The organism is Alsobacter sp. R-9 (assembly GCF_054612375.1).
In genome coordinates this window covers 67,125-91,387 of sequence record NZ_JBTSWJ010000004.1, presented here as the reverse complement: position 1 = coordinate 91,387, position 24,263 = coordinate 67,125, and the positions used below count along the sequence as shown (strand labels likewise).

Genomic DNA, 24,263 nt, shown 5'->3' with positions numbered 1-24,263 from the left:
GCCGTCAGGCCGCCTCGGTCGCCGCGCCGACGAGCTTGCGGGCCTCCAGCGCCGTCATCGGAGGGCCGAAGGCGTAGCCCTGCGCATACTCGCAGCCGAACTGGTGGAGCTCGACCGCATCCGATTCGGTCTCCGCGCCTTCCGCCACGACATCCATCCCGAGGTCGTGCGCCATGGTGATGATGGAGCGCAGGATGACGGGCCGGTTGCCCTTCGCGTCGGGGCGCACGAACGACTTGTCGATCTTGATGGTGTCGAACGGGAAGCGCTGGAGATAGCTCAGCGACGAATAGCCCGTGCCGAAATCGTCGAGCGCGAGGCCGGCGCCGAGGTCGGTCAGCCGCGCCAGGATCTGCGCCGCATACTCCGGGTTCTCCATCACCAGCCCCTCGGTGATCTCCAGCTTCAGCGTGCCGCGCTGGATGGCCCAGCGGTTCATGGCGAGCTTCACGTCCTGCAGCAGGTCGTGGCGCAGGAGCTGGCGGCTCGACACGTTGACGCTGACGAAGATCGGCGGATCGACCTCCAGGGCCCGCTGCCATGCGGCGAGCTCGGCACTCGCCTTCTCCAGCGTAAAGATGCCGAGGTCGACGATGAGGCCGCTCTCCTCGGCGATGGGGATGAACTCCGACGGGGCAAGGCGCCCGTGCTTGGGATGATCCCAGCGGATCAGCGCCTCGAAGCCGGCAACCGTCCGGTCCTCCAGCCGCACGATCGGCTGGAACAGCACCTTGATCTCGTTGCGTTCCAGCGCGCGTCGCAGGTCCATCTCCAGCGCGATCCGGTCCGTCCGCTGCGCGCGCATGGCCGGGCGGAACACCTCGATCCGGTCGCCGCCGAGGCGCTTGGCGTGCATCATCGCGATCTCGGCGTTGCGGACGACGTCGTCCCCGCGGCCCTGCGCCGTGGGATCGGGCAGGGCGATGCCGAGCGAGGCGGTGAGGAAGATCTCGCGCTCCCCGAACACCACGGGCGCCGTGATGACGCGCCGCACCGTGTCGGCGAGGACCGTGATCCGCTCCGGCTCGCGCTCCGACAGGATGAGCAGACCGAACTGGTCCCCCGTGATGCGTGCCAGCGTGTCCTGCGGCTTCATCAGGCGCCCGAGCCGCCGCGCCATGGCGAGCAGGATCGAGTCGCCCGTCGGCACGCCCACCGACTCGTTGATCTGCTTGAAACGGTCGATGTCGAGCACGATCACCGTCGGCCGCACGGCGTCGTCGGCCTTGGAGAGGGTGAGCGCGCTTTCGAGCCGGTCGATGAACAGGCGCCGGTTCGGCAGGCCCGTGAGATTGTCGTTCACGGCGTCGTGCAGGATGCGCTCTTCGGCCGTCTTCGCGTCGGTCACGTCGCCGAGGGTGCCGACCACCCGCATCACCTCGCCATCGGAGCCGACGACCGGCCGGGCCTTGAGCTCGTACCAGTAGTAGTGCCCGTCTCCCGTCTTCAGGCGGAAGTCGAGATGGACGCGCCCGCGACGCTGCTCCAGCACGGCGTCGAGCGTCGCCTTGAAGCGGTCGCGGTCGAAGGGGTGCATCACTTCGAGCCAGCCGGCGGCCGGCCCTTCCAGCGTGCCGCGCTTCATGCCGAGCTGGTTCTCGACGTCCTGGCTGACGACGATCCGGTCCGAGGTCACGTCCCAGTCGAACACGCTGTCGCCCGACCCGGCGAGGGCCAGCGCCTTGCGCTCCGCGTCGCTGACGAGCCCCTGCGCGAGGGCCCCCCCGGCGAAGGCGTGCTGCATCACCGTGAAGCCGATCAGCATCACGATCAGCACCAGCGCGCCGAGTAGGGCGGGCGAGACCACGTCGTTGGCGATCTCCCCGGCGATGGTGAAGGCCGCCGCGATCACCCAGGCCAGCAGCAGGAACCACGTGGGCGTGATCAGGACGGCCCGGTCGTAGCCATGGGTCGACAGGTAGATGACGAGAACGAACCCGACGGCGGCGACGACGGCGATGGAGATCCGCGCCACGCCCGACGCCACGCTCGGGTCGAACACCGCGAGCCCGATGAGCCCGCCGAGGAACAGCAGCCACACGGCGGTGACGTGGCTGTAGCGCACGTGCCAGCGGTTGAGGTTGAGGTAGGCGAACAGGAACACGACCAGCGTGGCGGCGAGCACCGCCTCCGCTGCGGCGCGGTAGACGCGCTCGCCCTCCGGCGAGGTCGGCACGATCTTCTGCCAGAATCCGAAGTCGATGCAGATGTAGGCGAGCACTGCCCACGCGAGCGCCGCGGCCGCGGGGAAGATCACGGCGCCCTTCACGACGAACACGATCGTCAGGAACAGCGCCAGCAGGCCGGCGATGCCGATGACGATGCCGCGGTAGAGCGTGAGCCCGTTGATCTTCTCCTTGTAGTCGTCCGGATTCCACAGGTAGAGCTGCGGCAGCCGCGGGTTGGCGAGCTCGGCGATGTAGGTCACCGTGGCGCCGGGATCGAGCACGATCTCGAAGATGTCGGCCTCGGCGCTCTCCTCGCGGTCAGGGCTCTCGCCCTGGCTCGCCGTGACGGCCGTGATGCGCTGCGAGCCGAGGTCCGGCCAGACGACGCCCGAATCGACGAGGCGGAAGTGGGGCGCCACGAGCCAGCGCACCAGCTGCTCGTTGCTCTCGTTGCGCAGGGCGAACACGATCCAGTCCGGCCGCGTGCCCTCCTCCTTCGCCTTGATGGCGATGCGCCGCACGATGCCGTCGGAGCCGGGCGCGGTGGAGATCTGGATCTGGTCGCCGTCCGACCGCGAGCGCTGCACGAATCGCAGGAGGTCGATGGTGCCGCCCTCGGCCTTCACCGCCACCGGGTCCAGCGCCAGCGCCGGGCCTGCAGACAGCAGGACGCCGCCGAGGAGGCCGGCGAGCAGGCCGCCGAGGACGAGAAGGACATTCAGCAGATGACGCAAGGACGACGAACCTCGACGGCGGCACGCGAATGATCCTGCCGGGCGGCCGGATGTGCCAGTGGTAGTCCCACGCCGGTGACCGGGCAAGGCAACCGCGCCCCGGCCGTGCGACGCGCTCCAGTGAGCCCTGATCACGGCGATCCTGTGTCGAAGCGGAAGTCGTCGCGCAACAGCGCGTAGAGCAGGTGGTCCTGCCAGACGCCGTTGATGCACAGGTATTGCCGCGCGTAGCCCTCGCGCCGGAAGCCGACCTTCTCCAGCAGGCGGGTCGAGGCCGCATTGATGGGCACGCAGGCCGCCTCGAGGCGGCGCAGGCGCAGCGTGTCGAAGGCATAGCCCGCGGCTGCGCGCACCGCGCGTGTCATGTGGCCCTTGCCCGCATAAGGCGCGCCCATCCAGTAGCCGAGCGTCGCCGCCTGAGCCACGCCGCGCCGCACCATGCCGAGGGTGAGACCGCCGATCAGCGTGCCGTCCTCGAGGAAGAGGAAGAACGGATAGGCCTGGTCCTCGTCGATCTCGTGCTGGTAGCGCCGCACCCGGCGGCGAAACGCCGAGCGGGTGAGGTCGTCCGACGGCCAGATCGGCTCCCACGGACGCAGGAACTCCCGGCTCTCCTCGCGCAGATGCGCCCACGCCGAGTGGTCGTCCGAGCGGGGCGGCCGCAGGAAGAACCCGCGCCCGCGCACCATCGGCGTCTCGTCGCTGGGAGAGGTGAGCCGGAAGAACGCCATGCGCTCAGGCCCCCCGCGAACCCAGGCGTCCCGCCATCCCGACGGGATCGGGCAGCTTCTTCACCGGGCCGACGGCGGCCACCGTGGGGGTGCTCGCCAGCATCTGGGCCGCCACCCGGCGCACGTCGTCGACGCCGATGGCGTCGATCGCCGCGACGATCTCCTCGCGCGGGATCACGCGGCCGAAGGCGAGCACGTGGCGGGCCATCTGCTCGGCGCGCCGGGCGGAGGATTCGAGGCCCATCAGCAGCGAGACCTTGATCTGCGCCTTGGCCCGGTCGACCTCCGCCTGCGTCGGGTTCTCTGCCGCCGCCCGCATGACGTCGAGCATCACGGGCACGAACTCCGGCAGCGTCGATTCCCCCGTTCCGCCGTAGATCGCGAAGACGCCCGCGTCCGTGAAGGGCTGGTGGAAGGAATAGATCTCGTAGGCGAGGCCCCGCTTCTCCCGCAGTTCCTGGAACAGGCGCGACGACATGCCTCCGCCGAGGAGGTTCGAGAACACGTGCAGGGTGTAGTGGTCCGGATCGTGGAACGAGCGTCCCTCGAAGCCGACGACGAGGTGGGCCTGCTCGAGCTTGCGGACCTTGCGCTCGTCGCCGCCGGCGTAGCGGCCCTCGGCCGGCGTCTCGCCCGGCCCCGCGTCGAACCGCTCGAAGCGGCGGGCGACCTCGTCCACGACGGCGTCGTGGTCGACGGCGCCGGCCGCCGCAACCACCATGTCGGGGCCGCGGTACTGCCGGTCGAGGAAGTGGCGCATCGACACCGGCGTCTGCGCCCTGACCGTCTTCGGCGTGCCGAGGATGCGCCGGCCGATCGGGGCCCCGCCGAACGCGGTCTCCATGAACATGTCGAAGACGATGTCGTCGGGCGTGTCCTCGCAGGCGCCGATCTCCTGCAGCACGACCCCCTTCTCGCGCTTCAGCTCGTCGCGGTCGAAGGCGGGCTCGGTGAGGATGTCCGAGAGGATGTCCAGCGCCAGCGGCACGTTCTCGCCCAGCACCCGGGCGTAGTACGACGTGCGCTCCACGCTCGTCTCGGCGTTGAGGTCGCCGCCGACGGCCTCGATCTCCTCGACGATCTGCAGCGCGTTGCGCCGCCGCGTGCCCTTGAAGGCCATGTGCTCGAGGAGGTGCGCGAGGCCCTGCTCGCCGTCGCGCTCGTGGCGCGTCCCGGCGCCGATCCACACGCCGAGAGCGGCCGTCGCCAGCTGCGGCATCGTTTCGGTCACCACCCGCAGCCCGTTGGGCAGCGTCGTGACGCGGACGGCTTCCGGCCGCGGCGCCGCACGCAGGCGTCCCTGGGGAGAGACCTGGCCGCTCATGCCTGCCTTGTCACGCACCGCACCACCTGCCCACGCCCGCTGGCTCCCTCATGCCGCGGCATCCCGCGTCGCCCGCGCTCGCTCGCGCACGAAGCGCTCGATACGGGTCTGGTCGTTGGGCAGGACGCTGAAGCGCTCCTGCCGGTCGTGCAGGTCGGCCAGATGGGCGGGCAGGGCGGGGGACTGCCCCGTCGCCGCCTTCACCGCATCCGGGAACTTCGCGGGGTGGGCCGTGCCGAGCACGACGAGCGGAGTCGCCGGGTCGCGCGCCAGCACCTCCCGCCCGCTGACCACGCCCACGGCGGTGTGCGGGTCGAGCAGGTAGCCGGCATCGGTCCACGTCCGCGCCATTTCCGCGGCGACGGCGTCCTCCGGTGCCCGGCTGGCGGTGAAGCCCTGCCGGATGGCCGCCATCGCCGCGTCGGGGATCGTGAAGGACCGCGACTGGGCGAGGGAGGACATCATCCGCCGCACCTCGCCGGCGTCTTCCGACACCACCTCGTACAGCAGCCGCTCGAAGTTCGACGACACCTGGATGTCCATCGACGGCGAGGTCGTCGGCACGACGCCCGTCACCTCGTAGCGTCCCGTGCGCAGGGTACGGGCGAGGATGTCGTTGGTGTTGGTCGCGATGTTGAGGACGCCGACCGGCAGCCCCATGCGCCGGGCGACGTGGCCGGCGAGGATGTCGCCGAAATTGCCCGTCGGCACCGAGAAGGACACCGGCCGGTGCGGTCCGCCGAGGCTCACCGCCGCGGTGAAGTAGTAGACGATCTGGGCGACGATCCGCGCCCAGTTGATCGAGTTCACGCCGGAAAGGCCGAGCTCGTCGCGGAAGGCGTGGTGGTTGAACATCGCCTTCACCAGCGCCTGGCAGTCGTCGAAGTCGCCCTCGACGGCGATGGCGTGGACGTTGTCGGCCGCGACCGTCGTCATCTGCCGCCGCTGCACCGGGCTCACCCGGCCGTGCGGGTACAGGATGAAGATGTCGACGCGCTTGAGGCCGCCGAAGGCCTCGATGGCCGCGCCGCCGGTGTCGCCCGAGGTGGCGCCCACGATGGTGGCGCGCTGCCCGCGCTGCTCGAGGACATGGTCCATCAGACGCCCGAGCAGCTGCATCGCCACGTCCTTGAACGCCAGCGTCGGGCCGTGGAAGAGCTCGAGGATGAAGAGGTTGTCGCCGATCTGCGTGAGCGGGCACACAGCGGGATGGCGGAAGCCCGCGTAGGCGTCCTCGACCATGCGGCCGAACGCGGCCTCGTCGATGTCGCCGTCGACGAAGGGGCCGATGATGCGCCGCGCCGCCTCGGCGTAGGGCACGCCGGCAAGCCCGGCGATGGCGTCGCCCGTGATCGTGGGCCACTGCGCAGGCACGTAGAGGCCGCCGTCGCGGGCGAGACCCGCGAGCAGAGCATCTGAGAAGCCGAGCGCGGGAGCTTCGCCCCGGGTTGAAACGTGCTGCACGGCCGTGGGTCCTCGTCTGGTGGGGAGCGTAGGAGTCTTGCGCAGGACTGACAAGCAGGCGGTGCCCGCGCTCAGCCCTCCGCCTCCGGCGGTTTGCGGGCCTGCTGGCGCAGCCAGACCACGAACACGACGATCAGGCCGATGGCCAGCGTGAACCACGTGATCGCGTACTGCAGGTGGTTGTCCGGGAACGAGATGCGGGTGTTCCCGCCGACCGGCAGTCCGCCGGGCACCGGCGTGGCATCCGCCTCGAGCACGAAGGGCGCGACCCGGGTGAGGCCGCGGGCGGCGGCGATGGCGCCGGGGTCGCGGGTGAACCAGACGTTCTTGGCCGGGTCGTTCTCCGGGACGAACCAGCCGCGGACCTCCGGCGCGCGCAGGAGCCCGGTGACCGTCTGCGGGCCCGCGACCTGCCCGGCGGCCCGGGTGGCGGGGTCGCCGCGCTCCGTCGGCACGAAGCCCCGGTTGACGATGATGGTCGACCCGTCCGCCAGTTGAAGCGGGGTCAGGATGTAGAAGCCCTGGAGCGTGGGCTGGCCGGGGCGGTCGGGCTGCCGCAGCCCGTGCATCCGGGCCTCCAGGTCGTGCCGGAACGTGCCCTGCGCCGTGACGCGGAGATACTCGTACTCCTTCGGCGAGAGCGCGGCCCACGCGGCCTCCGGCGGCAGCGGGCGGGGCGCCTCGTTGACGCGCTGCTCGACGCGCGCGATGAGCCGCTTCTTCGCTCCGCCGCGCTCCACCTGCCAGGCCCCGAGGGCCACGAGCAGGCCCACGCCGACGAGCGTGAAGAGGGCGGGGACGAGGAAGAACAGGCGGGAACGTGCGGCCATCGGTCAGCGCTCGAGGCGGCCCTGCTCGGCCTTGTTGTGGAACTGCAGCGCGATCAGCACGCCCTTGAAGGGGCGCATCATGGCGAGGCAGACCCCGATGACGAGCGGCGGCCAGATGATGAGGTGTGTCCACAGCGACGGTTCGTAGCGGATCTCCACGAACAGCGCGGCGCCGACGATCAGGAAGCCGGCGATGAGCATGATGAACACCGCCGGTCCGTCTCCTGAGTCGGCGAAGCCGTAGTCGAGCCCGCAACTCGGGCACGACGGCCGCACTGCAATGAAGCCCTGGAACATCGAGGCCTGCCCGCAGCGCGGGCATTTTCCGGCCAGCCCCGCCCCGATCGGGGAGGGCGAGGGCCCGTGCCAGTCGTCGCGCGGCTCGCTCATGCGCAGAACACTCCCGGCCCCGGAAAAGCGAAAGGGGCGGCCGTGGCCGCCCCGGATCGCTGCACGAGGATCGACGTCAGTGGCCGGCGGCCGCGGCCGCGGCGGCACCCCACTTCGAACCCCACAGGTAGATGGCGACGAAGAGGAACAGCCACACCACGTCGACGAAGTGCCAGTACCACGCGGCGAACTCGAAGCCGAGGTGCTGCTTGGGCGTGAAGTGGCCGTTCAGCGCGCGGGCGAGGCAGACGATCAGGAAGATCGTGCCGACCAGCACGTGGAACCCGTGGAACCCGGTCGCCATGAAGAACGTGGCGCCGTAGACGTTGCCCTTGAAGGCAAAGGCGGCGTGCGAATACTCGTAGACCTGCACGACCGAGAACAGCGCGCCGAGCACGATCGTCAGCACGAGGCCCCACTTGAGCCCCTCGCGGTCGTTGTGCAGCAGCGCATGGTGCGCCCAGGTCACCGTGGTGCCCGAGGTCAGCAGGATCAGCGTGTTCAGCAGCGGCAGGTGGAACGGGTCGAAGACCGCGATGCCCTTCGGCGGCCACACGCCGCCGATCACCTCGGTGCGCTGGAACTGCGGCGCGGCGTTGGGGAAGAGGCTGACGTCGAAGTACGCCCAGAACCACGCGACGAAGAACATCACCTCGGAGGCGATGAACATGATCATGCCGTAGCGGTGGCTGATCTGCACGACGCGGGTGTGGAACCCGCCGTGCTCGGCCTCGCGGGTGACGTCCGACCACCAGGCGATCATCGTGTAGAGCACGCCGATCAGGCCGAGGCCGAAGATCACCGAGCCGGCCTTCAGGCCACCGACCGGGATGCCCTTCATCCACATGACGGCGCCGACCGCCATGACGAAGGCCGAGATCGAGCCGATGAACGGCCACGGGCTCGGGTCGACGAGATGGTAGTCGTGGTTCTTGGTGTGGGCGTCCGCCATTGGGTCGCTCTCCGCTCGTATGCCGCCCGGTCCCTCGCGGGTCCGGGCACCCCCGGTCACAGTTGTGGTTTCGTCAGGTCCTTAACCTCGGCCAGGGGCTTTGGCGAGCCCTTGGCCGGGAAGAAGGTGTAGGACAAGGTGATCATGCTGGCGCTCTTGAGGTCGCGCTCCTTGTCGATCGCCGGATCGACGAAGAACACCACCGGCGCCTCCATGCTCTCTCCCGGCTGCAACGTGATCTCGTTGAAGCAGAAGCACTGGATCTTGTTGAAGTAGCCGCCGGTCATCTCCGGCGTCACGTTGAACGAGGCGATGCCCGTGGTCGGCTTCGAGCCCGTGTTGGTGAGCTTGTAGAAGACGGTCAGCGTCTCTCCGACGCGGGCCTGCACCGTCGGCACCTCGGGCTCGAACTTCCAGTTGAGTCCCGGGGCCACATTCGAGTCGAAGCGGACGGTCATGACCCGCTCGCCCACGGTCGAGGGGGCGACGCGCGCCACCATCGGCGTGCCGCCGAAGCCGGTGACCCGGCAGAAGAGATCGTACAGCGGAACGGCCGCGTAGGCCGCGCCCAGCATGCCGACGAACACACCCGAGCAGATCATGGCCGTGCGCCGGACCGCACGCTGGCGCTGCTGCTGGCGGTCGGCGGGGGAGGGGGCGGGGTCGGGGGAGGTGGACGTCTCGCTCATGGCGTCAGAGAGGGCGGTTGAGGACGTTGCCACCAAGCTTGGCGATGGTGACGACGAAGAACAGCACGGCAAGGGCGCCCAGCACGAGGCCGAGCGCGATGGAGCGCGAGCGCCGGCGCTTCTGCTCCTCCTCGGTGAGGACGATGCCTCCGCGGCCGGGTTCGCTCACGCCGCGCCTCCCACGAGGCCGCGCACCAGCGCGGCGATGGCGGCAAGGCGCGAGGCGCCGACGCTCAGCTCGACGAGCAGCACGGCGAAGACGACGAAGAGGTACAGGATGGAGAAGGTGAACACCTTCACCGCCGCCTTGCGGGCCTTCTCGGCGTCCGTCTCGCGGTAGAGGCGCCAGCTGTGCAGCACCATCAGCGCGCCCATCACGGCCGCCGTGGCGGCGTAGGCCCAACCCGCGAAGCCCATGGCGAAGGGCACGAGAGCGAACGGGGCGAGCACCAGCGAGTAGAGCAGGATCTGCACCCGCGTCTTGTCCTCGCCCACCACGACAGGGAGCATCGGCACGCCGGCCTTCCGGTAATCGGCGGTCTTGAGGATCGCCAGGGCCCAGAAGTGCGGCGGGGTCCACAGGAAGATGATGCCGAAGAGGACGGCCGTCTCCCACGACAGGCTTCCCGTCGCCGCGGCGTAACCGATCATGGGCGGGAATGCGCCGGCCGCGCCGCCGATGACGATGTTCTGCGCCGTCCAGCGCTTCAGCCACATCGAGTAGATGACGGCGTAGAAGAAGATGGTGAAGGCCAGCAGGCCGGCCGCGAGCCAGTTGGCCGTCAGCCCGAGGAACGCCACCGAGCCCACCGAGAGCACCGTGCCGAAGGCCAGGGCCTCCTGCGGCGTCACCTTGCCGGCGGGGATGGGACGCTTGGCGGTCCGCGACATCATCGCGTCGATGTCCGCGTCGTACCACATGTTGAGGCAGCCCGACGCACCGGCGCCGACCGCGATGGCCAGCAGCCATGCGAAGCCGAGCACGGGGTTCACGTGCGGGGCGAGCATCATGCCCGTCAGCGCGGTGAAGACCACGAGCGACATCACGCGCGGCTTGAGGAGGGCGAAGAAGTCGCCTGCCGAACCGGACGACAGGCGCGGGGCGCTCGCGGTGTCGGTCGTGAAGCTGTCGCTGGCCAGTGACATGGTCGATCTCGTCGGTCGGTGCCCGCCGGGGCTCTCGCCCCTGCCGGTCCTCGGCGCCGCCGCGGGAAAACGCGACGGGGCGGAGGATCGGCGGGCCGGCCCGGATGGGCCGGCCCGTCGCAGGATCAGTGCTCGGAACCCGTGATGCGCGGCAGGGTCTCGAACTGGTGGAAGGGCGGCGGGGACGGCAGCGTCCACTCCAGGGTCGTCGCGCCGGGGCCCCACGGGTTCTCGCCCGCCTTCTCCTTGCGCTGGAAGGCGACCCAGATGCCGTAGAAGAACACCAGGAGGCCGAACGCGAAGATGTAGGAGCCATAGGACGAGATCCGGTTCCAGCCCGCGAAGGCGTCCGGATAGTCCACGTAGTGCCGCGGCATGCCGGCCAGGCCCGTGAAATGCATCGGGAAGAACAGCACGTTGGCGCCGATGAAGGCGATCCAGAAGTGCAGCTTGCCAATGAACTCGGGGATGACGTAGCCCGTCATCTTCGGGAACCAGTAGTACCAGGCCGCGAAGATGCCGAACACGGCGCCGAGCGACAGCACGTAGTGGAAGTGCGCCACCACGTAGTAGGTGTTGTGCAGGGCGCGGTCCACGCCGGCATTCGCCAGCACCACGCCCGTCACGCCGCCGACCGTGAACAGGAAGATGAAGCCGATGGCCCACACCATCGGCGTGGTGAAGCGCATCGAGCCGCCCCACATCGTCGCGACCCACGAGAAGATCTTCACGCCCGTCGGGACGGCGATGACCATCGTGGCGAAGACGAAGTAGCGCTGCGTGTCGAGCGACAGGCCGGCCGTGTACATGTGGTGCGCCCACACGATGAAGCCGACCGCGCCGATCGCCACCATGGCGTAGGCCATCCCGAGGTAGCCGAACACCGGCTTGCGCGAGAACGTCGAGATGATGTGGGAGACGATGCCGAAGGCCGGCAGGATCATGATGTAGACTTCGGGGTGCCCGAAGAACCAGAACAGGTGCTGGTACAGGATCGGGTCGCCGCCGCCGGCCGGGTCGAAGAACGTCGTGCCGAAGTTGCGGTCCGTCAGCAGCATCGTGATGGCGCCCGCGAGCACCGGCAGCGACAGCAGCAGAAGGAAGGCGGTGATCAGCATCGCCCACGCGAACAGCGGCATCTTGTGCATGGTCATGCCAGGCGCGCGCATGTTCAGGATGGTGGTGATGAAGTTGATCGCGCCGAGGATCGACGAGGCGCCGGCGATGTGCAGCGACAGGATGCCGAAGTCGAGTGCCGGGCCCGGATGCCCCGAGGTCGACAGCGGCGGGTAGACCGTCCAGCCGCCGCCGAAGCCGTTCGCGCCCGGCGCGCCCTCGACGAACATCGAGATGAGCAGCAGCGCGAAGGAGGAGGGCAGCAGCCAGAACGAAATGTTGTTCATGCGCGGGAACGCCATGTCCGGCGCCCCGATCATGATCGGCACGAACCAGTTGCCGAAGCCGCCGATCAGCGCGGGCATGACCACGAAGAACACCATGATCAGGCCGTGGCCCGTCACGAACACGTTGTAGGTCTGCGGGTTCGTGAACCACTGCATCCCCGGCTCCTGGAGCTCGAGGCGCATCGCGATGGAGAGCGCGCCGCCGATCAGGCCCGCCCCCAGCGCGAACAGCAGGTACATCGTCCCGATGTCCTTGTGGTTGGTCGACAGCACCCACCGGCGCCAGCCGGTCGGGATGCCATGATGTGCGTCGTGGGCAGTAGCCGCGTGAGCCATGATGTCTTTTCCGGGCTTCTTATTCCTGGGTCGGGGCGAGGGTCACTGCGCCGAAGCGGCGGCGACCTTCACCGGCGACGTCTCCGTCGAGGCGAACTTCTTCTTCGCGTCCGCGAGCCACGCCTGGTACTTCTCCGCGCTGACGACGCGGACCGCCACCGGCATGAAGGCGTGGTTCTGGCCGCACAGGCGCGAGCACTGGCCGTAGTAGATGCCCTCCTGCTCCGCCTTGAACCACGTCTGGTTGAGGCGGCCGGGCACGGCGTCCATGCGGAAGCCGAGCGATGCGACCGAGAAGGAGTGGATCACGTCGTTGCCGACGACCTGGAGGACGACCGTCTTGCCGACGGGGACGACCATCTCGTTGTCGACGGCGAGCAGGCCCGGCTGGCCGGCCTTGGCGGCCTCCTCGCGGGTCAGCATGTTCGAGTCGAAGCGGAAGCCGCCGCCCTGGTCCGCGGGGTACTCGTAGGACCAGTACCACTGGTTGCCGTAGACCTTCACGGTCATGTCGGCCTTGGGCAGCTCGACCTGGAACTTCAGGAGGCGGAAGGACGGGATCGCGATGCCCACGAGAATCAGCACCGGGATGATCGTCCAGGCGATCTCGAGGCCGGTGTGGTGAGTCGTGCGCGACGGCGTCGGGTTCGCCTTCTCGTTGAACTTCACCACCACCACGACCAGCAGGCCGAGCACGAACAGCGAGATCAGCGAGATGATCCAGACCAGCGCGGTGTGCAGGTCGTAGGTGAACTTGGCGACCTCGGTGACGGGCCCCTGGAGGCCGATCTGCCATGGCGAGGGCTGGCCGGTGCCGGCCATGGCCGGTACGGCGGCGCTGAGACCGAGCGCCGCCAGTGCGAGCGCTGAACGGTTCCAGAAGTTGATCTTCACCTTGCGATCTCCCGATTGCCTTGCGGTCGGCGCCGCGGGCGGTTCTGTCGACCTGAAAAGCCGTCCGCGGGGGTCTGGACGGTCGCGTCAGCCTGACAGGAGGCCCTCTACGCAGTTTGACAGACGCCAAAAATCACAAAGGGCGCTGCAGTGCAACGTCCACTTCCGGTCAATGATCTGCGTCATGGAGGCGCGAGAGACCCTTCTTTCGGACGATCTTGATGGGTTTCGTCCCGGCACCTCTCCTTCGCCATGTCAGCGCCTTGCCTTGACACGACCGGCCGGTCATGGTCCCAAAACGCCGGACAAGAGGCCGATCGCGCACGGGGCGGCGTCGCCGGGTGCGGGATCGACAAGGCGGGAGCGAGACGGATGAGGCTCTTCGGACGGCCGGGCCGGGCGCTCGGATTCGCCGCGGCAGCGTTGGCCTTCGGCTTGGCGGGCGGCCTCTCCGCGACGGCCCTTGCGGAAGGGCCCGTCAAGAACACCTTCGGCGACTGGCAGATGCGTTGCGAGACGCCGCCGGGCGCCCGCACCGAGCAGTGCGCCATCGTCCAGAGCGTGCAGGCCGAGGACAAGCCCAACGTCTCCCTCGTCGTCATCGTGCTCAAGACGGCCGACGGCCGCAGCCGGCTTCTGCGCGTCATCGCCCCGCTCGGCGTCCTGCTTCCCTCGGGGCTCGGTCTCAAGATCGACACGACCGACGTCGGGCGGGCGGGCTTCGTCCGCTGCATGACCACCGGCTGCATCGCCGAAGTGGTGATGGACGACGACCTGCTCGGCAAGCTGCGCAACGGGCAGGCGGCCACCTTCATCGTGTTCCAGACGCCGGAGGAGGGCATCGGCATTCCCGTGTCCCTCAACGGCTTCGGCAAGGCCTTCGAGAGCCTGCCGTGATGCCTTCGACGGCTGCGCCGTGCGCGCCCGCCGTCCCCCGTCCCACGCCCCGGCTCCACGCCGGGGCTCTTCCGGAACGAAAGACGTCATGTCCGTGAATCGCCCTGCCGCCGTCCTGATTCTCGTTGCCGCCACCGGCCTCGCCGGATGCTCCAGCCTTGGCCTCGGCTCCGACGACCGGGCTCCCGCGACGTCCACCGCCTCGTCTTCTTCTTCGTCCTTCACGGAGTTCTTCCGCAACGGCGGCTCCACCACGCCTCCGCCGGCCTTGCCGGAGAACACGGACGTGGAGTGCCCCCAGGTCGAGATCCTCGATGGAGGCGCGGCGATTCGGGTCGAAGGCGGCGGCGCCGTGCGTCACCAGCTCTCGCTGGGCCAGACGGCGCGCGAGTGCAGGGTGGTCGGAAACCAGATCTCGATCCGGGTCGGCGTGGAAGGCCGCGCCCTGCTGGGGCCGTCCGGCTCGCCAGGCACCTTCCCCGCCCCCGTCCGCTTCGTCGTCAAGCGCGGCGAGAAGGTGGTGGCGTCGAAGCTCCAGCGCCCGTCCGTGACGATCCCCGCCGGCGACACCCAGGCGAGCTTCGTCGTGATCGAGGAAGGCCTCCTCGTTCCGAAGGAGGGCGAGGAGATGGCCATCATCGTGGGCTTCGACCCGAAGGGCACGGCCGTCGAGGCTCCTCGACGCAAGCCGCGCGGGTGAGGCTTCCCCGGCAGCAGGGGGAGCCGGCCTCGCGCCGGAACGACACGAACGGAATGCCGCGGGGACGGTCCCGTCGGCGCAATTGACTCCGGCCGATCGAGCCACTACGCCTCGACACAGCTCACGATCCTCGCGGAAGAGACCGGCCGGAACCTTAGGGTCCCTGCGCCGGCGCCGAAGGCGCAACCGCCCCGGAAACGCTCAGGCAAAAGGACCGCGGGGAGCTGGCACTCTGGAAAGCAGTCGTCCGCAAGGACGGCTCACCGACGGGGGTAACCGGTCCGGCCCGGCGAGGGCGGGAGCGGGAAATCTCTCAGGTTCTCGGACAGAGGGGGCACGCAACGGGCCGCAAGGCCCGGCCGTGCAACGCTGACCGGGGATGCCATCGGTGACCGAGACTTCCGAAGCCAGAAGCGCCGTCCAGACCGCTGCTTCGCCGCCCGCCGACCCGGCGCCGCTGCGCATCACGCCCCTCAACGCCCGTCACCGTCAGCTCGGCGCCCGCATGGTGGGCTTCGCCGGCTACGACATGCCGGTGCAGTACTCCACGGGCATCCTCGCCGAGCACCAGTGGACGCGCGAGAACGCGGGCCTCTTCGACGTCTCGCACATGGGCCAGGGCTTCCTGATCGGTGCCGACCACGAGACGGTCGCGCGGGCCCTCGAGGCGCTGTGCCCGGCCGACGTGGTCGGACTCAAGCCCGGCCATCAGCGCTACTCGCAACTACTGAACGACGAGGGCGGCATCCTCGACGACTTCATGGTCACCCGCTCCGCCGATCCGGCGGAGGAAGGCGTGCTGATGCTCGTCGTCAACGCGGCGGGCAAGGAGGCGGACTGGGCCCACATCGGTGCCCGCCTTCCTGCCGGCGTCCGGCTCCTCACCGCCGAGAACCGCGCGCTCCTCGCGCTGCAGGGGCCGAAGGCGGCCGAGGTCCTCGCGCGTCACGTTCCCGGCGCCGCCGACCTCGCCTTCATGACGGCGGCGTCCTCCACCTTCGATGGCATCGACTGCCATGTCTCCCGCTCCGGTTACACCGGCGAGGACGGCTACGAGATCTCCGTGAAGGCCCGCCGACTCGAGCAGGTCGCCGACGCGCTGCTCGCCGAGCCGGAGGTGAAGCCGATCGGGCTCGGCGCCCGTGATTCGCTGCGCCTCGAGGCCGGGCTCTGCCTCTACGGGCACGACATCGACACCACGACCTCGCCCGTCGAGGCCGCGCTCGTCTGGTCCATGCAGAAGCGCCGCCGCGAGGAGGGGGGCTTCCCCGGCTTCGAGCGTATCCGTCGCGAACTCGCGGAGGGTCCGTCGCGCAAGCGCGTCGGCATCCTGCCGGAAGGACGCGCCCCGGCCCGCGAGGGCACGGTCGTTACCACCCGCGACGGCCGCGCCGTCGGCGTCGTCACATCCGGCGGCTTCGGCCCCACGGTCGGCGGCCCCGTCGCCATGGGCTACGTCGAGACCGCCCTTGCCGCCCCCGGCACGGAGCTTGCGTTGGTGGTGCGGGGCAACCCGCTGCCCGCGCGGGTCGTGCCGCTGCCCTTCGTCCCGCACCGCTACGCGCGGCGCGCCGTCTGATCCCGTCGACAGGAGACCCGCCATGGCCGAGACCCGCTACACCAAGGACCACGAGTACATCCGCGTCGAGGGCGACACCGGCATCGTCGGCATCACCGACTATGCGCAGCAGCAGCTGGGCGACGTGGTGTTCGTCGAGCTGCCGCAGGTCGGCAAGGCCGTCGCCAAGGGCGGCGAGACCGCCGTGGTCGAGAGCGTCAAGGCGGCGAGCGAGATCTACGCGCCCGTCTCGGGCGAGGTCGTGGAGGTCAACGGCGAGCTCGAGGGCGCCCCGGGCACGGTCAACGAGGACCCCAGGGGCCGGGGCTGGTTCCTGAAGATCCGCATCGCCGACGCCTCCCAGCTCGGCGAGCTGATGACCGAGGACCAGTACAACGACTACGTCGCCAACCTCTGAGCCGAGCGGGACGACCCCACGCCATGCGCTACCTGCCCCTCTCCGACGTCGAACGCGGCGACATGCTGGCGAAGATCGGCGTCGCCTCCGTCGACGAGCTGTTCGCCTCGATCCCCGCCGACAAGCGCCTCGCCGGCCTCGTGGACCTGCCGCGCCGAAAGGGTGAGCTCGAGGTCGAGCGCATCCTCGGCGCCATGGCCGCCCGAAACGTGCCGGCCGGCTCGGTGCCTTTCTTCGTCGGCGCCGGCGCCTACAAGCACCACGTGCCGGCGACGGTCGACCACCTGATCCAGCGTTCCGAGTTCCTCACGAGCTACACGCCCTACCAGCCGGAGATCGCGCAGGGCACGCTCCAGTACCTGTTCGAGTTCCAGACCCAGGTCGCGGCGCTCACCGGCATGGAGGTGGCCAACGCCTCGATGTACGACGGCTCCACCGCCTGCGGCGAGGCGGTGCTCATGGCCCACCGCGTCACCCGCCGCCGCAAGGCGGTGCTGTCGGGCGGCCTGCATCCCCACTACGCCGACGTGGTGCGCACGCTCTCGCACATGGCCGGCGACACCGTGGACGCGCTGGCGCCGGACGTGACGGCGGCCGAGGACCTGATCGCCCGCATCGACGACCAGACGTCCTGCGTCGTCGTGCAGACGCCGGACGTCTTCGGCAACCTGCGCGACCTGCGTGCCGTGGCCGACGCCTGCCACGCCCGCGGGGCGCTGCTGATCGCCGTGTTCACCGAGGTCGTGTCGCTCGGCCTCGTGGAGGCGCCCGGCGCCATGGGCGCCGACATCGTCGTGGGCGAGGGCCAGTCCATCGGCAACGCGCTGTCTTTCGGCGGGCCCTATGTGGGCCTGTTCGCGGCGCGCTCGAAGCACGTGCGCCAGATGCCGGGCCGCCTGTGCGGCGAGACGGTGGACGCCGACGGCCAGCGGGGCTTCGTGCTGACGCTCTCCACCCGCGAGCAGCACATCCGCCGCGACAAGGCGACCTCCAACATCTGCACCAACTCGGGGCTGTGCTGCCTCGCCTTCACCATCCACATGACGCTGCTCGGGGAGGCCGGTCTCACCCGGCTCGCGCGCATCAACCACGCCAACGCGGTGAAGCTGGCCGACGGCCTCTCTGGCGTGCGCGGCGCGCAGGTGCTCAACGGCTCGTTCTTCAACGAGTTCACGGTGCGCCTGTCCCGCCCCGCCGCCGAGGTGGTGGAGGACCTGGCGGCACGCCGCATCCTCGCCGGCGTGCCCGTGTCGCGCCTGCTGCCGGGGCAGGGGCTCGACGACCTCATGATCGTCGCCTCGACGGAGGTGAACACCGATGACGACCGTGCCGCGCTCGTCGCGGGCCTGAAGGAGGTGCTGTGATGCTGAACCGCCAGGGACGCCCCACCACGCCGGGTGACGCGGGCAGCGGCGACGTCGCGACCTTCACCGGCAACCGCGCGCTGATGCAGGAGGAGCCGCTGCTCTTCGAAATCGGCCGCGCCGACGTGACCGGCGTCGACCTCGACGAGCCGGAGGCCTTCGCACCGCGCCTCGGGACGCTGCAGCGCAAGGCGCCCATCGGCCTTCCGGGCCTGTCCGAGCCGGAGACGATGCGCCACTTCGTGCGCCTGTCGCAGAAGAACTACGGCATCGACACCGGGCTCTTCCCGCTCGGCTCGTGCACGATGAAGCACAACCCGCGCCTGAACGAGAAGATGGCCCGCCTCCCGGGCATCGGTGACGTCCACCCGCTGCAGCCGGTCTCGACCGTGCAGGGCGCGCTCGACCTGATGCAGACGCTCGCCCACTGGCTGGCGACGCTCACCGGCATGGACGCCGTCGCGCTGTCGCCGAAGGCGGGCGCACACGGCGAACTGTGCGGCATGATGGCGATCAAGGCCGCCATCGAGGCGCGCGGCGAGGGCGCCACGCGGCGCGTCGTGCTGGTGCCCGACAGCGCCCACGGCACCAACCCCGCCACAGCCGCGCTGATCGGCTTCGAGGTCCGCCCGGTCCCTGCCCGCGAGGACGGCACCGTGGACCCTGCCGCGGTGAAGGCCCTGCTGGGCCCCGAGGTCGCGGCGATCATGCTGACCAACCCCAACACCTGCGGGTTGTTCGAGCCGGACGTCGTCGCCATCGCCGACGCGATGCACGAGGCCGGCGCCTACTTCTACTGCGACGGCGCCAACTTCAACGCCATCGTCGGCAAGACGCGCCCGGGCGACCTCGGCGTCGACGCCATGCACATCAACCTGCACAAGACCTTCTCCACGCCGCATGGCGGGGGCGGGCCGGGCGCGGGGCCGGTGGTGCTGTCGTCGCGGCTCGCGCCCTACGCTCCGGTGCCCTTCCTGCGCCGCGACGGCGACCGCTTCGCCCTCGTCGAGCACGCCGCTGAGGCGGGTGATGCCCATCCGTTCGGCCGGCTCACGGCGTTCCACGGGCAGATGGGCATGTTCGTGCGGGCGCTCGCCTACATGCTCTCGCACGGGGCGGACGGGCTGCGGCAGGCGTCCGAGGACGCGGTGCTCAACGCCAACTACGTCCGCGCGGGCCTGCGCGACGTCATGTCCCAGCCCTTCGGCGACCGGGTCTGCATGCACGAGGCGCTCTTCGACGACACGTGGCTGAAGAACACCGGCGTCACCACCCTCGATTTCGCCAAGGCGATGATCGACGAGGGCTACCACCCGATGACGGTGTACTTCCCGCTCGTCGTGCACGGCGCCATGCTGATCGAGCCGACGGAGAGCGAATCCAAGGCGTCGCTGGACCTTTTCATCGCGACGCTGCGCGATCTCGCCTTCTCCGTGCGCGACGGCGACACGGCCCGCTTCACCCAGGCGCCGCGCCTCGCGCCGCGCCGGCGCCTCGACGAGACGCGCGCCGCGCGCGCGCCGATCCTGCGCTGGACCCCGCCGCAGCCTGTCAAGGAAGCCGCGGAGTAGCCCTCCACCGGGCCCCGATCCGACCGCACCCGGCGCCCCCCTGCGGCGCCGGGTGCGTCGCCATGCCGTTGCAACCGCAGCGCCGGCGCGGCATTGATGGAGGCAGAGCGCGGCCATCGCGACGGCGACGGGGGGAGCCCATGCGGTACGACGACCTCAGGACGTCCGAGAACGTGGAGGACCGCCGCGGCCAGGGCGGTGGCTACGGGGGCGGCGGCAGCGGGTTCGGCCTCGGCGGCGGGGGCGGCCGGCTCGGCATCGGCACAATCGTCGTGCTCGGCATCCTCGGCTGGGCGCTCGGCATCAACCCGGCCATCCTCATCGGCGGCGCGGAGATGGTGGCCGGCGGGCGCGGTCCATCCGTCCAGCAGCAGCAGGCCCAGCCGCGCAACACGGCGCCGCCAAGCGACGACGTCGGCGTGTTCGTGGCCAAGGTGCTCGGAGAAACCGAGGACGTCTGGTCGCAGGTGCTGCCGCAGCAGGCGAACCTGCGCTACGAGGTGCCCAAGCTGGTGCTCTTCTCGGGCTACACGCAATCGGCATGCGGCGGCGCCCAGTCGGCCATGGGGCCGTTCTACTGCCCGCGCGACCGGCGTGTGTACCTCGACACCTCGTTCTTCGAGGACATGAAGCGGCGCTTCGGCGGCGGCGGCGACTTCGCCTACGCCTACGTCATCGCCCACGAGGTGGGCCACCATATCGAGAACCTGCTCGGCATCCTGCCCAAGGTGCAGCAGGCGCAGGCGCGGGCCTCGGACCGGGCGGAGGCCAACGCGCTCTCCGTTCGCGTCGAGCTGATGGCCGACTGCCTCGCCGGCGTCTGGGCCAACAAGATGAACGCCCGCCACTCGAACATCGACGAGAAGGACGTGCGTGACGCCGTCAACGCCGCCACGGCGATCGGCGACGACCGGCTGCAGCGGCAGTCGAGCGGCCGTGTGGTGCCCGACAGCTTCACCCACGGCTCTTCGGAGCAGCGGGTGCGCTGGCTGATGACGGGGCTTCGCACCGGCGACATGCGCCAGTGCAACACGTTCCAGAGCACGACCCGCCTATGAGCGCGCCGGCGCTCCGCGCCGGTCGTGCAGGACGCTCCCGAGGCGCCTGACCCGCGGCAGGCGCTCGCCGGCCTCGATGCATTCGCGCGGGAGGACGAGGCCGAGGTCCGGGTGGGCGATGCCGACGACCCCGGCCATCACGTTGAGCGCGGCGGCACGCAGCGCCGGCCCCGGGCCCCGGCGCGCCCGCAGGGTAAAGACGGCGACCTCTCGGTCGCGGACGGCGTCGGCGATGTCCTCGATCCACGGGCCGCCCGGCACCAACCCGGCCTCGAGCACCATCAGCCATGGCGCCCGCGCCGCCGCCGCGCCTGACCGCAGGTTGCCTTGGCCCTCGGCCACGACCATGCAGCCCGAGGCATCCGCCACCGTGCGCAGGTAGTCGGTCTCCTGGTCCGCGAGGAGCACGGCATCGCGCAGCAGCCCGTCCGCCACGGCGGGCACGAGAGCTGCCAGCGTGTCGAGGAGGGCGGGGTCCTCGCGCGGGACCCGGATGAGGGCACTGATCATCGTCCCTAGTCAGGCAGAGCTTACGCTGCAGTGCAACATCCGCGCGCGGGGGTGCGACGCCGCGTTGTGAACAAGAAGGGAACGCGGCCTTGCCAACGGCGTTGGAGAGTGATCTGTTCTTCTTATGTTCCAGAAGGAGACTCGCTCGATGGCCTCGGTCAAACCGGCTGCCGCCCCCGCCGGCCGGCTCGGGTGCCCAGGCCAGGGCGCCGCCACGAACTTCCAGGTCGGCGACGGTCGGTCCTGCGTCGCCGACCTCGTCGACCCGCAGCGCCGCCGCGGTCGCGGCACGGCGACCAACCGCAGCGGCCGCTTCGAGCCGGTGGCGCGGGAGAGTGCCGACGACGGCTGGGGCAGCGCCGCCGAACTGCCGCCGCTGCGCACCGAGGTGACGACGGAGAAGCCGAAGTCGATCATCATCCGCAACGAATCGCCGGACATCTCGTTCGACCGCTCGATCAACCCGTACCGCGGCTGCGAGCACGGCTGCGTCTACTGCTTCGCTCGGCCGACCCACGCCTACATGGGCCTGTCGCCGGGGCTCGACTTCGAGACGAAGCTGTTCGTCAAGGCCGGTGCCGCGCAGTTGCTTGAGCGCGAACTGGCGGCCGAGGACTACGTGCCGCGTACCATTGCCATCGGCACGAACACCGACCCCTACCAGCCCATCGAGCGCGAGCACCGCGTCATGCGGCAGGTGCTGGAGGTGCTGGCGCGGACCAACCACCCGGTCGGGATCGTCACGAAGTCGGCGCTCGTCACCCGCGACATCGACATCCTCGGCCCCATGGCGGAGAAGGGGCTGGTGAAGGTCGCCCTGTCGGTGACGACGCTGGACGGTCGCCTCGCCCGGTCGATGGAGCCGCGCGCCAGCGCGCCGCACCGGCGGCTCGAGGCCATCCGTCAGCTGGCCCAGGCCGGCATTCCGGCGTCGGTCATGGTCGCGCCTGTCATCCCCGCCGTGAACGATCCGGAACTCGAGCGCATCCTCGAGGCAGCGTGGGAGGCCGGCGCCCGCGAGGCGGGCTATGTGCTGCTGCGCCTGCCGCTCGAGGTGCGCGACCTCGTCCGGGAGTGGCTTCTGGAGCATCATCCCGACAAGCTTCGGCACGTCCTGTCCCTCATTCGCTCGACGCGAGGGGGGAAGGACTACGACGCGAAGTGGGGGGAACGCATGACGGGTGACGGGCCCTATGCCTGGATGATCGGCCGCCGGTTCGAGATCGCCGCGCAGCGCCTCGGCTTCAACCGGCGCCGTCTCAAGTTGAGGACGGACCTGTTCGTCTCGCCCGGTCCTGGAGGCCGCCAGCTGTCCCTGTTCTGAATCGGGCGGATGGCCCCCGCTTCACCGGGGCCGTCCGCCACCACCGAGGAGGCCGCCATGGCCCGCTCCGCCGATCCCGCACCCGCTGCGCTGCCGCCGCGCCTCCACCTCGTGACGCTGGCCGTCGCCGACGTTGCCCGTGCCCGGCTCTTCTACGAGGCCCTGGGATGGCGCGCCTCGGCCGACAGCCAGCCCACCGTCGCCTTCTTCGATTGCGGCGGGACCATCCTGTCGCTTTACGGGCGGGATGCACTGGCGCGGGATACCGGGGCCTCCGTTCCGCCGACGGGTCCGGCCGTGACGCTGGCCTACAACGTCGCCACGCAGGATGCCGTCCAACGTGCGGTCGACGTCTTCCTCGCGGCCGGCGCCACGCTGGTGAAGGCAGCGGCGACGGCCGAGTGGGGCGGCACCATCGCCTTCGTCGCCGATCCCGACGGCCATGTCTGGGAGGTGGCGCACAACCCGTTCTGGCCCTTCGACGGGGAAGGGCGGCTCGTTCTGCCGCCGCCGGCGGGCTGAGCCATGGGCCGGATCGCGGACATGCGCAACCTCGGCCCGGTGATGGAGCGCCGATTGAACGAGGTGGGGATCACGAGCGAGGAGGAGTTGCGGGCCCTCGGTGCCGTGGCCGCCTTCGCTCGCCTGCGGTTCGCCGATCCGCGGACCAGCCTCAACGCGCTGCACGCGATGGAGGCCGCGATCATCGGAATCCCCTGGCAGGATCTTCCGAAGGCCACCAAGGTGCGTTTGTGGGCGGAACTCCACGGAACAGGACAGGGCGGGGGGCCGGCGGACCGGACTTGCGGCGGCGCCGCGGGTGGTGACCATGGGACATGGCCCGAATCGCCCGCTCCGCAGCCTCCTCGATCACCGTCCGCAGCGGACCGGACTTCGCGCGCGAAGCGGCGCTGATCCGGTCCGGGCATGTGCCCGTGGCGGGCATCGACGAGGTGGGACGCGGGCCTTTGGCGGGACCGGTCGTCGCGGCCGCCGTCATCCTCGATCCCGATCGCCTGCCGACCGGCCTCGACGATTCAAAGGCCCTGACGGCCGAGCGGCGGGAGCAACTGTTTGACGTGATCATGGCGACGTCCGACGTCGCCGTAGCGTCCGTGCCGGCGAGCCGGATCGACGCGATCAACATCCGCGCGGCGACGCTCGAAGCGATGCGCCGTGCCGTGGCAGGGCTCCGCCGACCGCCGCTGTTCCTGCTGGTCGACGGGCGGGACGTGCCCGCCTGCCCCGTTCCGGGCGAAGCCGTCGTCGGCGGCGATGCCCGGGTCGCGTCCATCGCGGCAGCTTCGATCGTCGCGAAGGTGACCCGCGACAGGCTGATGGCTCGGCTCGGCCGGCACTATCCGGACTACGGATTCGAACGGCATGCCGGGTACGCGACGGCTGCGCATCGCGCGGCAATCCGCGCGGTCGGACCCTGCCCTTACCACCGTCTCAGCTTCGGGCCGCTGTTTGCCGCGGAAGGACAGGACGGCGCCGAGCCGTCACTTCCGGCATAGGACCGGTTCGCCGTAGGTCGGGCCGACGACGCGAACCGGCCGGGCACAACCCTCGGACGCATCCTCCGACACCACGGGCGCGGGGCGCGCCGGGGCGGCCTGCGCCGCATCGGCGATGCCGCGCTCCCGCTCGATGGCGCACATCGTCTGGACAGCGCCGACCGGCACCTCGAGGTCCGCGAGCACCGGGCCGCGGGCCGTCGCGCCAACGACGGAGACGGCGAGGGGGGTAAGAAGCGCGGCCATGAGGGCGGCGCCGCCGAACAGTGCAAGCTTCATGACGCA

At 70.2% G+C, this 24,263-nt stretch carries 25 protein-coding genes and 2 riboswitches; of the genes, 11 read left to right on the top strand and 14 right to left on the bottom strand.

What is annotated here, in order from left to right:
* Positions 1–4: 4 nt before the first annotated feature.
* From ACX9GQ_RS08435 to coxB, 12 genes are all read right to left on the bottom strand, one after another.
* Complete coding sequence (locus tag ACX9GQ_RS08435) at positions 5–2,902, bottom strand: putative bifunctional diguanylate cyclase/phosphodiesterase (protein ID WP_459629073.1); 2,898 nt, start codon at positions 2,900–2,902, stop codon at positions 5–7.
* Positions 2,903–3,033: 131 nt separating this feature from the next.
* Complete coding sequence (locus ACX9GQ_RS08430; protein WP_459629072.1) at positions 3,034–3,633, bottom strand: GNAT family N-acetyltransferase; 600 nt, start codon at positions 3,631–3,633, stop codon at positions 3,034–3,036.
* Positions 3,634–3,637: 4 nt separating this feature from the next.
* Entirely contained in the window at positions 3,638–4,957 is a 1,320-nt protein-coding gene (locus tag ACX9GQ_RS08425) for a M16 family metallopeptidase (RefSeq protein WP_459629071.1), read from the bottom strand.
* A gap of 48 nt (positions 4,958–5,005) precedes the next feature.
* Positions 5,006–6,421 carry a threonine synthase gene (gene thrC, locus ACX9GQ_RS08420; protein WP_459629070.1) on the bottom strand — a complete coding sequence of 472 codons (1,416 nt, stop codon included), beginning with the start codon at positions 6,419–6,421 and terminating at the stop codon, positions 5,006–5,008.
* 71 nt (positions 6,422–6,492) lie between these two features.
* The gene (locus tag ACX9GQ_RS08415) at positions 6,493–7,251 is read right to left on the bottom strand and encodes an SURF1 family protein (RefSeq protein WP_459629069.1); all 759 of its coding nucleotides are present in this window, start codon (positions 7,249–7,251) and stop codon (positions 6,493–6,495) included.
* Between the two features lie 3 nt (positions 7,252–7,254).
* A complete protein-coding gene (locus ACX9GQ_RS08410) occupies positions 7,255–7,641 on the bottom strand; it encodes a DUF983 domain-containing protein (protein WP_459629068.1) in 387 nt (128 codons plus the stop codon).
* Between the two features lie 76 nt (positions 7,642–7,717).
* On the bottom strand, positions 7,718–8,593 hold the full coding sequence (locus tag ACX9GQ_RS08405) for a cytochrome c oxidase subunit 3 (protein ID WP_459629067.1): 876 nt from the start codon (positions 8,591–8,593) through the stop codon (positions 7,718–7,720).
* Positions 8,594–8,649: 56 nt separating this feature from the next.
* Positions 8,650–9,282: a cytochrome c oxidase assembly protein gene (locus ACX9GQ_RS08400; RefSeq protein ID WP_459629066.1), complete on the bottom strand. Its 633-nt coding sequence runs from the start codon at positions 9,280–9,282 to the stop codon at positions 8,650–8,652.
* Positions 9,283–9,286: 4 nt separating this feature from the next.
* Positions 9,287–9,451 (bottom strand): hypothetical protein, encoded by a 165-nt coding sequence (locus ACX9GQ_RS08395; RefSeq protein ID WP_459629065.1) that lies wholly within the window; start codon positions 9,449–9,451, stop codon positions 9,287–9,289.
* Complete coding sequence (locus ACX9GQ_RS08390) at positions 9,448–10,428, bottom strand: heme o synthase (protein WP_459629064.1); 981 nt, start codon at positions 10,426–10,428, stop codon at positions 9,448–9,450. The genes ACX9GQ_RS08395 and ACX9GQ_RS08390 overlap by 4 nt, the downstream gene beginning before the upstream one ends.
* Positions 10,429–10,553: 125 nt before the next feature.
* Positions 10,554–12,167: a cytochrome c oxidase subunit I gene (ctaD, locus tag ACX9GQ_RS08385; protein ID WP_459629063.1), complete on the bottom strand. Its 1,614-nt coding sequence runs from the start codon at positions 12,165–12,167 to the stop codon at positions 10,554–10,556.
* Positions 12,168–12,209: 42 nt separating this feature from the next.
* Positions 12,210–13,061 (bottom strand): cytochrome c oxidase subunit II, encoded by an 852-nt coding sequence (gene coxB, locus ACX9GQ_RS08380; RefSeq protein ID WP_459629062.1) that lies wholly within the window; start codon positions 13,059–13,061, stop codon positions 12,210–12,212.
* 372 nt (positions 13,062–13,433) lie between these two features.
* Between coxB and ACX9GQ_RS08375 the strand changes: the two genes are divergently transcribed.
* The 7 genes from ACX9GQ_RS08375 to ypfJ all read left to right on the top strand — a co-directional run bounded on the left by ACX9GQ_RS08375 (position 13,434) and on the right by ypfJ (position 20,627).
* A complete protein-coding gene (locus tag ACX9GQ_RS08375) occupies positions 13,434–13,958 on the top strand; it encodes an invasion associated locus B family protein (protein ID WP_459629061.1) in 525 nt (174 codons plus the stop codon).
* A gap of 88 nt (positions 13,959–14,046) precedes the next feature.
* Positions 14,047–14,658 carry a hypothetical protein gene (locus tag ACX9GQ_RS08370; RefSeq protein WP_459629060.1) on the top strand — a complete coding sequence of 204 codons (612 nt, stop codon included), beginning with the start codon at positions 14,047–14,049 and terminating at the stop codon, positions 14,656–14,658.
* A gap of 123 nt (positions 14,659–14,781) precedes the next feature.
* A riboswitch (glycine riboswitch) is annotated at positions 14,782–14,885 on the top strand.
* Between the two features lies 1 nt (position 14,886).
* Positions 14,887–14,991: riboswitch (glycine riboswitch) on the top strand.
* A gap of 55 nt (positions 14,992–15,046) precedes the next feature.
* The gene (gene gcvT / locus ACX9GQ_RS08365; RefSeq protein WP_459629059.1) at positions 15,047–16,237 is read left to right on the top strand and encodes a glycine cleavage system aminomethyltransferase GcvT; all 1,191 of its coding nucleotides are present in this window, start codon (positions 15,047–15,049) and stop codon (positions 16,235–16,237) included.
* A gap of 22 nt (positions 16,238–16,259) precedes the next feature.
* On the top strand, positions 16,260–16,634 hold the full coding sequence (gcvH, locus tag ACX9GQ_RS08360) for a glycine cleavage system protein GcvH (protein WP_459629058.1): 375 nt from the start codon (positions 16,260–16,262) through the stop codon (positions 16,632–16,634).
* A gap of 23 nt (positions 16,635–16,657) precedes the next feature.
* Complete coding sequence (gcvPA, locus tag ACX9GQ_RS08355; RefSeq protein ID WP_459629057.1) at positions 16,658–17,998, top strand: aminomethyl-transferring glycine dehydrogenase subunit GcvPA; 1,341 nt, start codon at positions 16,658–16,660, stop codon at positions 17,996–17,998.
* Positions 17,998–19,569: an aminomethyl-transferring glycine dehydrogenase subunit GcvPB gene (gene gcvPB, locus ACX9GQ_RS08350; RefSeq protein WP_459629056.1), complete on the top strand. Its 1,572-nt coding sequence runs from the start codon at positions 17,998–18,000 to the stop codon at positions 19,567–19,569. The genes gcvPA and gcvPB overlap by 1 nt, the downstream gene beginning before the upstream one ends.
* Positions 19,570–19,709: 140 nt before the next feature.
* On the top strand, positions 19,710–20,627 hold the full coding sequence (gene ypfJ, locus ACX9GQ_RS08345; protein ID WP_459629055.1) for a KPN_02809 family neutral zinc metallopeptidase: 918 nt from the start codon (positions 19,710–19,712) through the stop codon (positions 20,625–20,627).
* On the opposite strand, the gene ACX9GQ_RS08340 is transcribed toward ypfJ, so the two are convergent.
* On the bottom strand, positions 20,622–21,137 hold the full coding sequence (locus ACX9GQ_RS08340) for a hypothetical protein (RefSeq protein WP_459629054.1): 516 nt from the start codon (positions 21,135–21,137) through the stop codon (positions 20,622–20,624). The genes ypfJ and ACX9GQ_RS08340 overlap by 6 nt on opposite strands.
* A 148-nt stretch (positions 21,138–21,285) precedes the next feature.
* Between ACX9GQ_RS08340 and ACX9GQ_RS08335 the strand changes: the two genes are divergently transcribed.
* Genes ACX9GQ_RS08335 through ACX9GQ_RS08320 form a run of 4 tightly spaced genes read left to right on the top strand, consistent with a single transcriptional unit; the run spans position 21,286 to position 23,978 of the window.
* On the top strand, positions 21,286–22,461 hold the full coding sequence (locus tag ACX9GQ_RS08335; RefSeq protein WP_459629053.1) for a PA0069 family radical SAM protein: 1,176 nt from the start codon (positions 21,286–21,288) through the stop codon (positions 22,459–22,461).
* A gap of 57 nt (positions 22,462–22,518) precedes the next feature.
* On the top strand, positions 22,519–22,983 hold the full coding sequence (locus tag ACX9GQ_RS08330; protein ID WP_459629052.1) for a VOC family protein: 465 nt from the start codon (positions 22,519–22,521) through the stop codon (positions 22,981–22,983).
* Between the two features lie 3 nt (positions 22,984–22,986).
* Positions 22,987–23,376, top strand: a complete 390-nt coding sequence (locus ACX9GQ_RS08325) for a TfoX/Sxy family protein (protein WP_459629051.1) — start codon at positions 22,987–22,989, stop codon at positions 23,374–23,376.
* The gene (locus ACX9GQ_RS08320; RefSeq protein WP_459629050.1) at positions 23,298–23,978 is read left to right on the top strand and encodes a ribonuclease HII; all 681 of its coding nucleotides are present in this window, start codon (positions 23,298–23,300) and stop codon (positions 23,976–23,978) included. The genes ACX9GQ_RS08325 and ACX9GQ_RS08320 overlap by 79 nt, the downstream gene beginning before the upstream one ends.
* On the opposite strand, the gene ACX9GQ_RS08315 is transcribed toward ACX9GQ_RS08320, so the two are convergent.
* On the bottom strand, positions 23,964–24,257 hold the full coding sequence (locus ACX9GQ_RS08315; RefSeq protein ID WP_459629049.1) for a hypothetical protein: 294 nt from the start codon (positions 24,255–24,257) through the stop codon (positions 23,964–23,966). The genes ACX9GQ_RS08320 and ACX9GQ_RS08315 overlap by 15 nt on opposite strands.
* Positions 24,258–24,263 lie beyond the last annotated feature (6 nt).

Coding starts and splice junctions, on each gene's coding strand:
- ACX9GQ_RS08430 (WP_459629072.1), bottom strand. CDS start 3,633: ATGGCGTTCTTCCGGCTCACCTCTCCCAGCGACGAGACGCCGATGGTG.
- ACX9GQ_RS08425 (WP_459629071.1), bottom strand. CDS start 4,957: ATGAGCGGCCAGGTCTCTCCCCAGGGACGCCTGCGTGCGGCGCCGCGG.
- ACX9GQ_RS08415 (WP_459629069.1), bottom strand. CDS start 7,251: ATGGCCGCACGTTCCCGCCTGTTCTTCCTCGTCCCCGCCCTCTTCACG.
- ACX9GQ_RS08410 (WP_459629068.1), bottom strand. CDS start 7,641: ATGAGCGAGCCGCGCGACGACTGGCACGGGCCCTCGCCCTCCCCGATC.
- ACX9GQ_RS08405 (WP_459629067.1), bottom strand. CDS start 8,593: ATGGCGGACGCCCACACCAAGAACCACGACTACCATCTCGTCGACCCG.
- ACX9GQ_RS08400 (WP_459629066.1), bottom strand. CDS start 9,282: ATGAGCGAGACGTCCACCTCCCCCGACCCCGCCCCCTCCCCCGCCGAC.
- ACX9GQ_RS08390 (WP_459629064.1), bottom strand. CDS start 10,428: ATGTCACTGGCCAGCGACAGCTTCACGACCGACACCGCGAGCGCCCCG.
- ctaD (WP_459629063.1), bottom strand. CDS start 12,167: ATGGCTCACGCGGCTACTGCCCACGACGCACATCATGGCATCCCGACC.
- ACX9GQ_RS08375 (WP_459629061.1), top strand. CDS start 13,434: ATGAGGCTCTTCGGACGGCCGGGCCGGGCGCTCGGATTCGCCGCGGCA.
- ACX9GQ_RS08370 (WP_459629060.1), top strand. CDS start 14,047: ATGTCCGTGAATCGCCCTGCCGCCGTCCTGATTCTCGTTGCCGCCACC.
- gcvH (WP_459629058.1), top strand. CDS start 16,260: ATGGCCGAGACCCGCTACACCAAGGACCACGAGTACATCCGCGTCGAG.
- gcvPA (WP_459629057.1), top strand. CDS start 16,658: ATGCGCTACCTGCCCCTCTCCGACGTCGAACGCGGCGACATGCTGGCG.
- gcvPB (WP_459629056.1), top strand. CDS start 17,998: ATGCTGAACCGCCAGGGACGCCCCACCACGCCGGGTGACGCGGGCAGC.
- ypfJ (WP_459629055.1), top strand. CDS start 19,710: ATGCGGTACGACGACCTCAGGACGTCCGAGAACGTGGAGGACCGCCGC.
- ACX9GQ_RS08340 (WP_459629054.1), bottom strand. CDS start 21,137: ATGATCAGTGCCCTCATCCGGGTCCCGCGCGAGGACCCCGCCCTCCTC.
- ACX9GQ_RS08335 (WP_459629053.1), top strand. CDS start 21,286: ATGGCCTCGGTCAAACCGGCTGCCGCCCCCGCCGGCCGGCTCGGGTGC.
- ACX9GQ_RS08330 (WP_459629052.1), top strand. CDS start 22,519: ATGGCCCGCTCCGCCGATCCCGCACCCGCTGCGCTGCCGCCGCGCCTC.
- ACX9GQ_RS08325 (WP_459629051.1), top strand. CDS start 22,987: ATGGGCCGGATCGCGGACATGCGCAACCTCGGCCCGGTGATGGAGCGC.
- ACX9GQ_RS08320 (WP_459629050.1), top strand. CDS start 23,298: ATGGCCCGAATCGCCCGCTCCGCAGCCTCCTCGATCACCGTCCGCAGC.
- ACX9GQ_RS08315 (WP_459629049.1), bottom strand. CDS start 24,257: ATGAAGCTTGCACTGTTCGGCGGCGCCGCCCTCATGGCCGCGCTTCTT.